This is a genomic window from Kocuria nitroreducens, from assembly GCF_042879195.1.
GTDB lineage: Bacteria > Actinomycetota > Actinomycetes > Actinomycetales > Micrococcaceae > Kocuria > Kocuria nitroreducens.
Window position 1 is genome coordinate 1 of the sequence record NZ_JBHZTC010000036.1, and the last position, 13,757, is coordinate 13,757.

The following is a 13,757-nucleotide window of genomic DNA, read 5'->3' on the forward strand; positions in this document are numbered from 1 at the left end:
ATAGCGACGAGCCTTCCATGAAGGCCTTCGGCTAGCGACGACAACTGGAAACCAAACTGTAGGTCAGGTCAAGGTGTCACCTGTTCGTGCATCAGTCCCGATCGCGTGGCAACAGGGGTTGGGGTCCCAACCCGGGCAGGAGGTTGTCCGCAAGGACAGCGGTCAGGCTCGGCGAGCCTTCTAAGCGGCGGCCTCGGCACCGATGGTGACGGTGGTCGTGGTCACCCCGGTGGTGGGCTCGGTCACCGGCAGGACGAGGCCGGGAAACTTACGGGGTGGTGCGTATTCCCCGCCGCAGGTAGGGAGGCAGGTCACCAGCTCACCGGTGTTTCGCGGCCCCGGCGTCCTGTAGCACACCGACTGTCCCCGGCCGCTCGAACACCGGTGTGCTTGTTCTGCGACAACGCGCCCGTTCTCCGGAGTCTAGGAGGTGGTGGGGTGGAAGACGTTGTCGTAAAGCACTCCGGTGGCTGCTCCTTGGACGAACTTGTTGAGCAGGTCGATGGCCCAGTCCTGCTTGGTCCAAGTGGTGGGCTGGTACAGCCCCAGGGCGGTGTTGAGCAGCACGTCCGTGGTGTAGACCGTGGCGAACACGACAGCGATGGCCTTGGGTCCGCGCAGACCGGTGTGGGCGGTGATGCCGTAGGCCGTGCCCCACATCGTTCCCAGGGCGAAGTGGGTCACCCAGTTCAGCCGCTGGCGTGCCTGCGGAGTGTCGGGGTGAAGGGGCAGGATCTTCTCGGCGAAGTCGGCCGGGGCGTAGCTGGCTTCGCGCCCGGACAGGGGAATTTCCACGAACGTCTGGAAGGCCGTCATCACCACGGTCCCGGCGACACCGGCCACCATGCCCCGGGCGATCGATTCCACCAGGGACGGTTGCTTTGCCTGCGACATGCTCCGGATTCTCGTCCGACCGGACCCGGTCTGCAATCCTCGCGCCGACCATGACGTCCCGCCTCGGCAGAGCGCTTCGGGTCTGCCCTGTCGGGCGCCTTGTTGGCCGGCCGGCAGCCTTGGCGCACCAAGTGGTCGGTGAGGTGGGCCTAGCGGTATTCGGGGTTGGGGTGCAATCCGAAATCATTGCCCTTCTCCCAGGCCCGGGGCAGGTTGCCCCAGGCGGGAATGCCACCGGCCTCGCGCAGGATCCGGGCCAGGTGCATCAGGTTCCAGGTCATGAAGGTGGTGTTGCGGTTGGTGAAGTCGTTCTCCGGTCCTCCCGAGCCCTCATCGAGGTAGCTCGGGCCCGGTCCGACCTCCCCGATCCATCCGGCGTCGGCGCCCGGGGGGATGGTCACCCCGATGTGCTGGAGGCTGTAGAGGATGTTCATCGCGCAGTGCTTCACCCCGTCCTCGTTGCCGGTGATCAGCGCCCCGCCCACCTTGCCGTAGTAGATGTACTGCCCGGCCTCGTTGGTCATCGACGACATCGCGTAGAGACGCTCGATGACCTGCTTGGTCACCGAGCTGTTGTCGCCCAGCCAGATCGGGCCGGCCACCACGATGATGTCCGCCGCCTTCACCTGCTGGAAGAGCTGCGGCCAGGCGTCTTCGGCCCACCCGTACTCGGTCATGTCCGGGTAGACCCCGGTGGCGATCGGGTGGTCGATGGGGCGGATGATCTCTACCGCTACCCCGTGGCGGCGCATCAACCCGGCACTGAGATCGACCAGCCCGGAGGTGTTGCTCAGCTCGGGGCTGCGCTTGAGCGTGCAGTTGAAAAACACCGCCCGCAACCCCGCAAAATCCCACTGGTGACCCGACGCCTTTTCGTGAGCGTTCATCGCAACGGCCCCTTTCGTCTGACCTGAGGCGCCCGGCCACGCCCACCTGATCCTGGCCCGGCAGGGGCACCGCGCACCGTGGACGACGTACCCACCCAGGGGCCGGGTCATCCACCGCTAGCCAACGCCTGGTGGCCGGCGGAGAGAAAACTCCACTCCAGCCCTGAGACCAGCCTCCCACGCGGTGGCCCTCCAGAACAGGGCCCCCGGCCCCCCCCTACCGTGGATGCCGCGTGGTGGCTGGCGGTTGGCTCAGTCGAAGACGCTGGGCGGGTGCCGCAGCCAGGCGGGCCGGTGGTCAACGACGCACCCCATCAGTGGCGATTTTCGCGCAGCAGGCGTTTCGTATCGTGACTCCGATTCACTGTCTTGTCAGGATCACGGGCGCAGGCCCTGCCGTCCGATGCCGGACCCAGGGCAGCAGCAGACAGCTTTGTTGCGCTCAGCTGTCGGCGGGCAGGTGGCGTTGCAGCCACAGGGTCAGCCACATCTGCAGCCGCAGTTCCTCCCAGGACGGGGCGTTGACGACGAGTGCGGCCGGCCCGTACCGGTGGACCGACTCGACGCCGTCACGGTCGGTGAGCTCGGCGATCATCCGATCCACCAGCGCCGAATGATTCTCGGCGATGTCGGCGCGCAAACCGACGTCGAAACAGTCCACCTCGGGTACGACGGTCACGTACGGTTCCTCGGCGGTGGCCGCCTCCGGGCCCTGCCCGCGCAACGCGGAAATCGTCCGGCGCACATGCTCGACCATCTCCACCCCGCTCATCGGGTCACGTCCTTGGGCGGACTGGTAGGCGCTGTAGATCGGCAGACCGGGAAGGAAGACCTGGTGCTCGGCTCCCGCCAGCACCGGGCGGTGGAGCATCGGGAAGTCGTTGATGCGGTGATGCCCGATCTGCCACGACGCCTCAGGGACGGCGGTAGTGAGAATCTGCCCCAGGTAGGAGGCGAACCCGTCGACCAGGGCCAGGGACTCGGCCGGCGGGTGCGGGTCCACGAGCATCCCGTGCCGGGCCCAGCTGGGCCAACCGGGTCGGGTCGGGTCCTGGGTCAGTGATCTCGGGTCGACCCCGAGCTCGGTGACCCGGGTAGTGATCCATTCCCACACGGAAACGACGGAGCCGACGGTCCCGTCGAGCTTCTCCTCGGGGTTCAACCCGTGATCGGCCCATCCCGTGCGCAGCTGCTGCAGGGCCGGGTCACGCTCGGCCAGATATTCCTCCAGGGCTGCGGCGGCCTGGGTGATCGTCATCCACTCATAGAGCAGCTCCGTCATGAACGTCACTGTACGTGTCCCGCTCAGTACCCTCAGAGGCCGGCTGTCGGCGGTGGAGAGCTCAACACGCGGACCACCGCTCACCGGCATGTGAACCAGGGCAATCCATGCATCAACCGGGGCAGGTGGCACTGGCTGGGGTCGGCGTCTTGGCGGTCCGCCGAAGCGTCGTTGTCACCGGCAGGGGCGGTGCACAGGGGCCAGTAGGGGTAAGGGCCGATCGGGTGCAACTTGGGGGCGGCTTCCTCCTGGCTGCTCCTCGTACTGGGTCCCCGGCGCGCTGAGGGTGGCGCCGATCCTACGGGCGGGTCGTCGGCCGCTGTGCAGGGCGCTCGGACCGTTGCCGGTTCAGTTGCGCGGAGACGACCATGGCGCCGTGGCTGGCCAGGACGCCGCCGGCCCACAGGGCTTGCCCGTCGAAGGCGTCGCGGGCATCGGAATACAGGTTCAGCCCGACCGTCGTCTCCGGGTCCTCCAGCACAGGCAAACGGTAGGCCAGAAGGCTGGCCACCCCGAGTCGCTGGCTCACCCGGGTGCCGAATCGCGCCCATCGGGGCTCTTGGGACAGGTTGGGAACCAGGTGGACGGTGCCCGCCAGGTCTGCCTCCACGCCCGGGCCCGAGCCGAGTTCGTGCTGGAGGGCATCGGCTTGCTGGGCCACGGGGGCGGTGGCCACCAGGGTGCGGAGTTGCCCTTGTCGCAGGACGGTGACGCTGGCCCACCGGGCACCGGGGAGATAGTGCACAGCGGCCTGGGCTACTGCGGCCACCGCGGCGCCACCGGAGAGCGTGTGCAGTCGTTGGTTCAGCCCGGTCAAAACCCGGTTGATCTCGGTGAGCTGCGCAGAGGAGTTGCTCATCGGGAAGAGGGGACTGCTCATGCTGACCTCCAGAGGGTGCGAATGGTTCGGGGTCGCGTCAGTGGTCCCACCACCGGTGTCATGGGACGGGCACCCAGCTGCTGGCGCAGTGGAGGCGACGGTGACGCGCCCGTGCAGACATGTCCCCCGATCCAGGTGCCGTGCAGGGGATAGACTGCCGACCCCCTGGCCGCGTTGTCCCGCCTGTGGCGGTGCCGGTTCCGCCGCGGGAGTGCCTCACCGACTTGCTGTGAGAGCTCCTGCGCGCCGGTCGCTGGCACCAGGCCGGGTTTCCTCTTCGGCCACTGGGGCCGGTGCCCGCCGTGGTGAAGGACATCAGAACGTGAGGCTCTGCCCCGGTGGGGTGGACGGTACTTCCACTCATATCGACAGTTCGGAGCGAACCCCTGCGCGGACGGGTAGTCTCACCAAAATGTTCACCCCGAGGTGAACAGCGGTGGCCGCTGGAACGCCCAGGAAACCGGGGGCAGGCGGATCGAAACCGGCAGCCGATCGTGCATCAGTGCTGCCCGTTCCGCCGAGGCAGCCCTGCTACCGCCGTCTCACGGGGGGTCCAGTGTGCACATCGTGCACGTCTGCTTCACTTCACCGCCGGAACCGATGAAGACGCTGGGAGTGCCCTCCTGATCCCAAAGTTGTGGCGGCACCCCGATAGCCTGGGTTAAAAGCTGAAACCCCAGCGATGTGCTCGATCTTTCAGAGCAGGGATCGTTCTGGGGTCTTCGCCATTCAGTCTATCCACCGTGAAGTGAGGCATCAAGTGCCCTTCGTTCCCAGCCAGGCTCAACTCGAAGGGTGGGTCAGTGCCGACCGGCTGTCCAAGTACGCCGCCGCTCCCGAGGACACGGTGACGCTCTACATGTGGAACGCGGAACTAACGGGGGCGTTCTTCGAACTCATCGGACATGTCGAAGTGCTCCTGCGCAACGTCGTCCACGCCCAACTGGCCCCGCACTCCACCCACGGCGCCTGGTACGACGACCCGTACTACCGGTTCAACCAAAAATCTCAGCGAGAAATCGCGACGGCGAAAGGACGTGCAGGCCGCGGCGGCCGCCAAGCCACACCCGGCCGGGTCGTGGCGGAGCTGACCTTCGGGTTCTGGCGCTACCTGCTCACCAGCCACCATCAGTCCACCGTGTGGCCCCGCGTCCAGGGCGGTTTCCAAGGGGTGCCCCGGCACGAACGGAGCCGGCAGGAACTGGAGACGGTGGTGGCCCGAGTGCACGACCTGCGGAACCGGGTGGCTCATCACGAACCGATCTTCCACACCAACGTGGCCCAGCACTTCGCCGATCTCACCTTCATCGCCGGCTACGTCGACGCCCAGGCACCCCAATGGCTGTGGGAAACCTCACGGGTGCACGCCCTGATGGTCTCTCGCCCCGGACGGCCATGAGCTCGTTAACCCTGCCGGCGATCCTCTACTGTCGGTCCGTGCTCAGCCGGCTCGACACATCACCTGGCGACGCTTCGACGGAGTGAATACAGGTGAACAGCCACTTGGGGAAGTATCGAAGTCATTGCCCGGAACCTCACGATGTGTAGAGAACCCAGATGAAGTCGTTGTTGACATAAGGCCCCTTAACGGCGGACCGCGTTGCCGTGTGGGTCCTTTTTTGGCCGACCGCCTGTATCTATCGTCACTGGTGTGATTCACCCGGTGCGGTGACCAGGTGCGTGCGGATCGGGCGCACGCCCACTGCACGCACCCCGCCTCGCCCTAGCGTTTCGAGGTCTTGCGGCGTGTCGGCGGAACGAGTGGGACTCGCTGGCGCCGAGGGTGGAGTGGTTGGGGAGGTCAGGCGCGCACGATGCGGGCGATGGCATCAGAGACTTCCTTGAACTTGGCGTCGGCGGCCTCGCCTCCGAGCTGGGCGGCGTCGGCGACGCAGTGCTTCATGTGGTCATCGAGCAGTCCCAGTCCGACGTTGCGCAACGCGGAGGTCAGGGCCGAGATCTGGGTGAGGATGTCGATGCAGTACTGCTCCTCATCGACCATCCGGTGAATGCCCCGGGCTTGGCCCTCGATGCGCTTGAGGCGGGCCAGATAGCGGTCCTTGTCGCTGATGTAGCCGTGGGCGGCCTGACACCCGAGGGCAGATGTGTCGGTGGTGGACTCGGGGACAGGGGTGGTGTCCATGGTGATGTCTTCGTCTTTCGGTCGCGTTCGTGTGGGCGGGCGGCCCTGGACCGGCTGTGGAGCTGGCCCGGGGGCCGCCGGGGCCAATGGTGCTGCGCGGGGTCAGGCCCCCGCGTACTTGACGGGGTCGGTGCCGAAGACTCGGGCGCAACGAGGCAGCAGAACCAGTATCGCTGACCCTGGTCGTCGCAGCAGAGGCCGTGGGTCCGCACGACCGAGGCGCCGGATGAGCTCAGGTACCAGGCCATCGCACCATCGGCCGGGGCGGGGCTGGTGATCAGGTCCGGCGTCGGAGCGGCGGCGTCCTCGTTGATGTGGCCCTAGCGGCTTCGGCGGAGAAAGGGTCGCGGGCACCGCCACTCCGCCGGGTTCGGTGAGCATCATCGTCATGGCCGCTGTGGCCGCGCTGGAACTGCTGATCAAGGGCGAGAGGCACGGATTCGGTTGGTCGTACGCCAGGCCGCGTGGATCCTGCAATGGGCCTTCCTACTCAGCAGGCAGGCCCATTGCGGCTCCGCTGCGTTCACAGGGTGCGTATGCCGGCGCACTGGCAGGCGGCCAGAGTGCCTTCTGCGATGCCGGCCTCCGTATCCATGACCATGTTCATTTGAGGCGTGGGTCGTGCCGGCGTTGCAGGAGCGGTCACGGCTGCGCGTCCGTCGTGGGCCGGCCACAGGGAGAGGGCGCCGGCGGCGCCTGCCGCGGCGAGGACCGCCAGGACGGACCAGGTGAGGGTGAAACCGGAGTACGTGCCCAGCCAGCCGGCGATGGGGTAGGTGATTAGCCAGGCGAGGTGGGACAGCGAGAACTGGGCTGCGAAAACCTGGGGTATCCCGTTCGGCTCCACCGCTCCGCGAAGGACTCTGCCGGTCGGGGTGACGATCATCGCCATACCGCTGCCGATCATGATCCAGGTGATGGCGGTGCCGACCCAGGTGACCAGGCCAGCGGCGGTGAGGGTGACCGCAGCCAGCGTTCCGACCACGAGGACCGCAGCACCGGTCATCATGACAGTGCGGTCAGTGATCCGGTCTAGAACGCGCGGCAGCGCGAGGGCGGCCAGCAGCGTTCCGCCCCCGGAGGCGGCGAGCATCCAGGCAACATCTGATTGCGAACCGCCCAGAACATCACGGACGTAGTTGACGGTGTTGACGATGACGATCGACCCGGCCGCGGCGACTACCAGGTTGAGCGCCATGATCCCGCGCAGTCGCGGTGTTCTGACAAACATTTTGATCCCTGCCGCGGCCCGGTCCCATGCCTTGGTGTGGGCGCTGGGGCGGGCATTGGGGATGCGGGTGGACAGGACGAGCACGGCGGAGAGGACGAACCCGACGGAGGTGCCTAGGAACAGCGAGTTGTAGGTCATGAAGCTCAACGCGATGGCCGCCAGCACGGGGCTGAGCAGGCTCTCCATGGTGTAGGCCACCTGGGAGGCGGACAGAGCACGGGTGTACTGGGCTTCGTCGGTCACGATGTCAGGAATCACGGCCTGGAATGTGGGCGTGAACGCCGCCGAGGCGGACTGGAGCAGGCCGATCAGGACGTAGATGTGCCAGACCTCGGTGATGAACGGCAGCGCGAGGACCACCCCGGCGCGCACCACGTCGAGGACGACCAGGAACATCCTTCGGGGGAGCCGATCGACGTAGGCCGCCGCGAGGGGGGCGATGACCACGTACAGGACCATCTTGATCGTCAGGGCGGTGCCGAGCACCAAAGCGGCGCGCGGGCCGGCGAGGTCGTAGGCGAGCAGCCCGAGAGCGACCGTGGTCAGCCCGGTGCCGAACAGGGCGATGATCTGGGCGCTGTACAGGTGGCGGTAGTCGCGGATCGCGAACAAGCGCATGGTTCGTTCCTTCCATCTTCGTGCTGGGGGGGGGGGCACGGTCTCGCGCCGGGGACGCCCCCAGGGTGCGAGGTTGCAGTGTCCTTACGGACCGGGGTGGTGGTCTGGTCTCAGGCCGGCGAGGAGGTTGAAGGCGCCGGTGAGGATGTTGAGGGCGACGATGCCGACGACGTCGGCGATCTCGCGATCGCTGTAGCCGTGGTCGCGCAAGGCGAGGATCTGCTCGTCGGTGATGGTCGTTGGCTGCCGGTAGATCTGGAGTGCGAGGGTGGTGATCGCTGCGATCGCGGGATCGGCAGAGGTCCCGGCGCGGGCGCGTTCGATCTCTTCCTCCTCCACGCCCACGGCGCGGGCGGCGTTGACGTGGGAGTCCAGGCACAGTGCGCATCCTTGCTGGGCTTTGATCGCGATCGAGATGCGTTCGCTGACCTTGCGGTTTAGCTTGGCTCGTTTCATGGCCCGGCTGAGCTGGAGGTAGCCGCCGAGAACAGCTGGTGAGTGCGCCATCATGGAGACCATGTCCCCGATCTGTCCATGGCGGGAGACCAGATCGGACAGCAGATCGCGGGAGGTGCCCACCGCCGTGTCGGGTGTGAGTCGGGCAAGGCGAGGCATGGTGGTCCTTCGGGTTCGGAGGGCGTGTTCCGGGGCGTGGGTGGCATTCATCGGGTGCTCTTTCCTTCTGGGGCGTTGCCGCCGCGGCCGGATGATCTGTGGTGTGGGTGGTGGCTGCCGGCGTCGTCGTGTCCCGGTGCGGCCCGGGAGGCCTCGCTCGAACCGTGGGCGGGGCCGGTGGCCTGCACCGTGAACTGCGCGGTTCGTACGACGCCCTCGGACTGGAAGTCCAGGTGCAGGCGGTAGAGACCGGCCGAGGGCGCGGTCGCGACGAAGAGGATCTCCGGGCCCGGCGCGGTGATGCCGTCACCGGGCTCGCCCACCGGGTGGACGTGGAGATAGGCCAGATCCCCGACCCGCAGGGCCACCAGGTGCCCGTAGGCGGCCAGGTATGGCTGCAGATCGGCGACCGGCTCACCGTTCCTGCTGACGCTGAAGGTGAGCTCGCTGGGTTCGCCCGGGATAAGTTCCCCGTCGAGGCTGACGGTGTACTGCCCGGCCTGGGCGGTCCGGACGGGCTCGGGGAGCGGTTGCGGCTCATAGTGGCCGGCGACCGAGGCGTCGATCCCCAGTGTCATGGGGCCGTGGCCGCTTGGGTGGAAGTCCGCGAAGATTCGCCAATCCCCAGGCGTCAGGTCCAGGTCCCCTCTCCAGGTTCCCGTCTCGTCCATTACCGGGTGCACGTGCTGGAAACCGGCCGTGTCGCGCCGGACGGCGATGAGGTGCAGTTCCTTCTCGTGAGTCGGGCTGAATCCGGTCAGCGCCCGCCCGTCGGGGCCGATCACCCGGAAGGTGACCGTCTGCCGACGGCTGGCGAGGATGGTCGAGTCCAGCTCGAGGGTGTACCCGTGCTCGGAAACCAACAGGCCTCCGGGTTGAGTGCTGCCGTGGTTGCTGTGGCCGCCGTGGTGGTTGTTCATCGTGTCTCCATCTGTGTGAGGTGCGTTCTCGCTGACTCCCCGGAAGGGCCCGTCGGGGCTGCCGACGCCGCCATGAAGTTCGTGGTCGTCCATCAGAGTCCTTTCGCTGGGCTGTCCCGTGGACTGGATACTCACAGAACCATATACCCCCCTAGGGTATTTCCAATGGAGGAAATGGCCCTCCCTTGCGGGGGCAGTTGGGGCCTGAGGGGAAGGGGGGAGCTCGCGTTCCTGTTTGACAGATATACCCATACGGGGTATATCTCGGGGTGTACAAGTACCCCCTAGGGGTACCACAAGGGAAGGATGCCGCCATGACTACCACTGAGTTCCAGGTGACCGGGATGACCTGCGGGCACTGCGAGCTGTCGATCCGCGAAGAGGTCCAGGAGGTCCCCGGGGTGCAGGCCGTGGACGTCAGTCACCGGACCGGCACGCTCGTGGTCACCAGCGACCAGCCCGTCGACGAGGCAGCGGTCCTCGCCGCGGTCGCGGAAGCCGGCTACCAGGGGGTGCGGTCGCAGTGAATGCCGCCGGACGACTGGGGGTCTATGCGGCCGGGGTGGCGGTGGTGTTCACCGGCGCCTTCGCCGCGGCCGGAGCCGTGGTGCCTGAAGACGCGGTCACGGCCTGGACCCAGCAGACCGAAGGGGCCCAGCACCCTGAGGACGGGCATGAGGAGGAGGCCGTCCCGGCGGCTTCGGCCGGCACGGCCCCGGAGGAGTCCCCGGTCCGCGGCGTGGCCGTGGAGCAGGGCGGTTACCTCCTCCAGGAGGTCTCCGCCCCGGAGGCCGCCGGGGAGGAGAAGGAACTGTCCTTCACGATCACCGGCCCCGACAAGGCGGCGGTCACAGATTTCGAGACCTCCCACGAGAAGAAGGCGCACCTGATCGTGGTGCGCTCCGACGGCACCGGCTACCGCCACGTGCACCCCGTGATGGACGAGGCCGGGCGCTGGTCCATCCCCTGGCAGTGGGAAGTGGCCGGGACCTACCGGATCTACGCCGACATCACTCCGGCCGGCGCGGGCGAGAACCTGACGCTGACCCGCACCGTGGAGGTGGCCGGAGCCCTGGAACCGGCCGCCCCGACGGTGTCCGCCACCGACGAGGTCCACGGGTTCGAGGTCTCGGTGGAGGGCGAGCTGTCGGCCGGGTCCGCCTCGGAGCTGACCCTCAATGTCACCCGCGACGGGCAGCCGGTGACCACTTTGGAGCCCTATCTGGGCGCCTACGGGCACCTGGTGGCACTGCGCGAAGGTGACCTGGCCTACCTGCACGTCCACCCCGACGGTGCTGAGCCGGTCGCCGGGGAGGTCTCCGGGCCGGGTGTGGAGTTCGCCACCACGGCCCCGACCCCGGGCCGGTACTACCTCTACTTCGATTTCCAGGTTGATGGGAAGGTCCACACAGCCCAGTTCGCCCTGGACACCACCGAATCCACCGACACCGCCGCTGACGAGCACAGCGGCCACTGATCCACTGGTCCGTCACTGATGGGCGAGACCGGACAGATGACCCGCATCGAGAGAAAGAAGCACTCCATGTCTGCATCTTCGGCCCAGCCGCAGGCGCTGGGCACCGACGTTGAGCTTGAGATCGGTGGGATGACCTGCGCCTCGTGCGCCAATCGGATCGAGCGCAAGCTCAACAAGCTCGATGGTGTCACCGCCACGGTCAACTACGCCACCGAGAACGCCCGCATCAGCGCCCCGGCCGGCTACGACCTGCGGGATCTGATCGCGGAGGTGGAGAAGACCGGCTACTCCGCCGCTGTGCCCGCCGCACGGCAGGAGCAGCAGGAGACCGGGGCCGTTGAGCGCCCCGATACCGAACTGCGGGCCCTGCGCCACCGGCTGATCGGTGCCGCGGTGCTGGGGATCCCGGTGATCGCCATGGCGATGATCCCCGCCCTGCAGTTCACCTACTGGCAGTGGTTGTCCCTGACGATGGCCGCCCCGGTGATCGTCTGGGCCGGGTGGCCCTTCCACAGGGCCGCCTTCACCAATCTGCGCCACGGTACGGCGACCATGGACACCTTGATCTCGATGGGCACCACCGCGGCGTTCCTGTGGTCGCTCTATGCCCTGTTCTTCGGCACCGCCGGCACCCCGGGCATGGTGCACCCCTTCGAACTGTCGGTGGCTCCCACCGATGGGGCGGCCAACATCTACCTGGAGGTCGCCGCCGGGGTGATCCTGTTCATCCTGGCCGGCCGCTACTTCGAGAAGCGCTCCAAGCGCCAGGCCGGGGCCGCCCTGCGCGCCCTGCTGGAACTCGGGGCCAAGGACGTGGCCGTGCTGCGCAACGGGGCCGAGACCCGCATCTCCACCGACCAGCTGGCCGCAGGAGATGAGTTCGTGGTCCGTCCCGGGGAGAAGATCGCCACCGACGGTGTGGTCCTCAGCGGCTCCAGCGCGGTAGACGCCTCGATGCTCACCGGTGAGTCCGTGCCCGTGGAGGTCGCCGAGGGTGACCCGGTCACCGGGGCCACCGTCAACGCCGGGGGCCGGCTCGTCATCCGCGCCACCCGGATCGGTTCGGACACCCAGCTGGCACAGATGGCCCGCCTGGTGGAGAACGCCCAGTCCGGTAAGGCCGAGGTCCAGCGGTTGGCCGACCGGATCTCCGGGGTGTTCGTGCCCATTGTCATCGCCATCGCCGCGGCCACCCTGGCCGCCTGGCTCGGCGCCGGGTTCCCGGTCACGGCCGCGTTCACCGCTGCGGTGGCGGTGCTGATCATCGCCTGCCCGTGCGCCCTGGGTCTGGCCACCCCCACCGCGCTGCTGGTGGGCACCGGGCGTGGGGCGCAGCTGGGCATCCTTATCAAGGGCCCGGAAGTGCTGGAGTCCACCCGCGGCATCGACACGATCGTCCTGGACAAGACCGGCACCGTCACCACCGGCAAGATGACCCTCGGTGCCGTGCACACCGCGCCGGGCATCGAGGAGACCGAGCTGCTGCGCATCGCCGGGGCCGTGGAGAACGCCTCCGAGCACCCCATCGCCCAAGCCATCGCCCGCGGTGCCACCGACCGGGTCGGGGTCCTGCCCACCCCCGAGTCCTTCCAGAACCTGGCGGGCAAGGGTGTCCAAGGCGTGGTCGAGGGCCACCTCGTGGCCGTGGGCCGGGAATCCCTGCTGGCGGAGTGGGCCCTGGCTATGCCCGCCGACCTGGCTACGGCCAAGGCAAATGCGGAGGCCGCCGGGCAGACCGCCGTGGTCGTGGCCTGGGACGGGGCTGTGCGCGGAGTGCTCGTGGTCGCCGATGCGATTAAGGACACCAGTGCTCAGGCCATCGCCCAGTTGCGCGCCCTGGGCCTGACCCCGGTGCTGCTCACCGGTGACAACCAGGCCGCGGCCAAGGAGGTCGCCGCCCAGGTCGGGATCGAGCAGGTCATCGCCGAGGTGATGCCGGCGGACAAGGTCCGGGTGGTCACCGAGCTGCAGGAGCAGGGCAAGGTCGTGGCTATGGTCGGTGACGGCGTCAACGACGCCGCGGCCCTGGCCCAGGCCGACCTGGGTCTGGCCATGGGCACCGGCACCGACGCCGCCATCGAGGCCGCCGACCTCACCCTGGTCCGAGGGGACCTGCGCGCGGCCGCTGATGCGATCCGCCTGGCCCGCAAGACCCTGTCCACGATCAAGACCAACCTGTTCTGGGCCTTCGCCTACAACGTGGCCGCGATCCCGCTGGCCGCTGCCGGTCTGCTCAACCCGATGCTCGCCGGAGCCGCGATGGCCTTCTCCTCCGTCTTCGTGGTTACCAACAGCCTCCGCCTGCGCACCTTCACCACCCAGGCGACCACCCCGTCATCGGCCGCCTTCCGCCCGAGGGCGCGGCAGCCGATCGACGACTGAACCCACCCACCCACCGAAAGGAACACCACCCATGGGAAACACCACCGGAAGCTGCTGCGGCGGCCACGCCACCGACGACACCCCCACCCAAAAGCTGGCCCTGACCACCAGCCCCGCCCAGGCCGATGACGCGATCGCCCAGTGCCCGGTCATGGCCGGCACCCCGGTCGACACGGCCGCCGCCGAGGCAGCCGGGCTCTTCCGCGACTACCAGGGCCAACGCTACTGGTTCTGCTGCGCCGGTTGCGGCCCGGCCTTCGACGCCGACCCCGCCAAGTACGCCCACGCCGGTTGATCCCGGCCCCCACAGGTTCTGCGCCACCCGTGCCGACTATCGAGCCGGCACGGGGGGGGGGGGCCTCTATGGTTTTCGTCAAGCGGCCAGGGCCACGGATGGCGAGGTCTGAGGCTCGGTGGGGTCTTGGTAG

Annotated in this window: 13 protein-coding genes; 5 read left to right on the plus strand and 8 right to left on the minus strand. The window is 68.0% G+C overall.

Features of this window, described 5'->3' with window-relative positions; translation table 11 throughout:
• Window positions 1-423: 423 nt before the first annotated feature.
• The 4 genes from ACFYE1_RS16615 to ACFYE1_RS16630 all read right to left on the minus strand — a co-directional run bounded on the left by ACFYE1_RS16615 (window position 424) and on the right by ACFYE1_RS16630 (window position 3,943).
• Entirely contained in the window at window positions 424-894 is a 471-nt protein-coding gene (locus tag ACFYE1_RS16615) for a hypothetical protein (RefSeq protein WP_387745392.1), read from the minus strand.
• Between the two features lie 149 nt (window positions 895-1,043).
• Window positions 1,044-1,781, minus strand: a complete 738-nt coding sequence (locus ACFYE1_RS16620) for a flavodoxin family protein (RefSeq protein WP_387745395.1) — start codon at window positions 1,779-1,781, stop codon at window positions 1,044-1,046.
• 442 nt (window positions 1,782-2,223) lie between these two features.
• Complete coding sequence (locus ACFYE1_RS16625; protein WP_387745398.1) at window positions 2,224-3,039, minus strand: hypothetical protein; 816 nt, start codon at window positions 3,037-3,039, stop codon at window positions 2,224-2,226.
• Window positions 3,040-3,361: 322 nt separating this feature from the next.
• A complete protein-coding gene (locus ACFYE1_RS16630; RefSeq protein ID WP_387745401.1) occupies window positions 3,362-3,943 on the minus strand; it encodes a hypothetical protein in 582 nt (193 codons plus the stop codon).
• 760 nt (window positions 3,944-4,703) lie between these two features.
• Between ACFYE1_RS16630 and ACFYE1_RS16635 the strand changes: the two genes are divergently transcribed.
• Complete coding sequence (locus ACFYE1_RS16635) at window positions 4,704-5,342, plus strand: Abi family protein (protein ID WP_387745404.1); 639 nt, start codon at window positions 4,704-4,706, stop codon at window positions 5,340-5,342.
• Between the two features lie 402 nt (window positions 5,343-5,744).
• Here the strand turns inward: ACFYE1_RS16635 and ACFYE1_RS16640 are convergent, their stop codons facing one another.
• From ACFYE1_RS16640 to ACFYE1_RS16655, 4 genes are all read right to left on the minus strand, one after another.
• Window positions 5,745-6,086, minus strand: a complete 342-nt coding sequence (locus ACFYE1_RS16640; protein WP_387745407.1) for a metal-sensitive transcriptional regulator — start codon at window positions 6,084-6,086, stop codon at window positions 5,745-5,747.
• Between the two features lie 523 nt (window positions 6,087-6,609).
• A complete protein-coding gene (locus tag ACFYE1_RS16645) occupies window positions 6,610-7,935 on the minus strand; it encodes an MFS transporter (protein ID WP_387745410.1) in 1,326 nt (441 codons plus the stop codon).
• Window positions 7,936-8,019: 84 nt separating this feature from the next.
• Complete coding sequence (locus tag ACFYE1_RS16650; RefSeq protein ID WP_387745413.1) at window positions 8,020-8,550, minus strand: carboxymuconolactone decarboxylase family protein; 531 nt, start codon at window positions 8,548-8,550, stop codon at window positions 8,020-8,022.
• Window positions 8,551-8,597: 47 nt separating this feature from the next.
• Window positions 8,598-9,470, minus strand: a complete 873-nt coding sequence (locus ACFYE1_RS16655) for a hypothetical protein (RefSeq protein ID WP_387745416.1) — start codon at window positions 9,468-9,470, stop codon at window positions 8,598-8,600.
• Window positions 9,471-9,784: 314 nt separating this feature from the next.
• Here ACFYE1_RS16655 and ACFYE1_RS16660 point away from each other — a divergent pair, with 314 nt between their 5' ends.
• From ACFYE1_RS16660 to ACFYE1_RS16675, 4 genes are all read left to right on the plus strand, one after another.
• Complete coding sequence (locus ACFYE1_RS16660) at window positions 9,785-9,997, plus strand: heavy-metal-associated domain-containing protein (protein ID WP_387745419.1); 213 nt, start codon at window positions 9,785-9,787, stop codon at window positions 9,995-9,997.
• Window positions 9,994-10,947 (plus strand): heavy-metal-associated domain-containing protein, encoded by a 954-nt coding sequence (locus ACFYE1_RS16665; RefSeq protein ID WP_387745422.1) that lies wholly within the window; start codon window positions 9,994-9,996, stop codon window positions 10,945-10,947. The genes ACFYE1_RS16660 and ACFYE1_RS16665 overlap by 4 nt, the downstream gene beginning before the upstream one ends.
• Window positions 10,948-11,013: 66 nt before the next feature.
• On the plus strand, window positions 11,014-13,329 hold the full coding sequence (locus ACFYE1_RS16670) for a heavy metal translocating P-type ATPase (protein WP_387745425.1): 2,316 nt from the start codon (window positions 11,014-11,016) through the stop codon (window positions 13,327-13,329).
• A gap of 31 nt (window positions 13,330-13,360) precedes the next feature.
• On the plus strand, window positions 13,361-13,624 hold the full coding sequence (locus ACFYE1_RS16675; protein ID WP_387745428.1) for a YHS domain-containing protein: 264 nt from the start codon (window positions 13,361-13,363) through the stop codon (window positions 13,622-13,624).
• Window positions 13,625-13,757 lie beyond the last annotated feature (133 nt).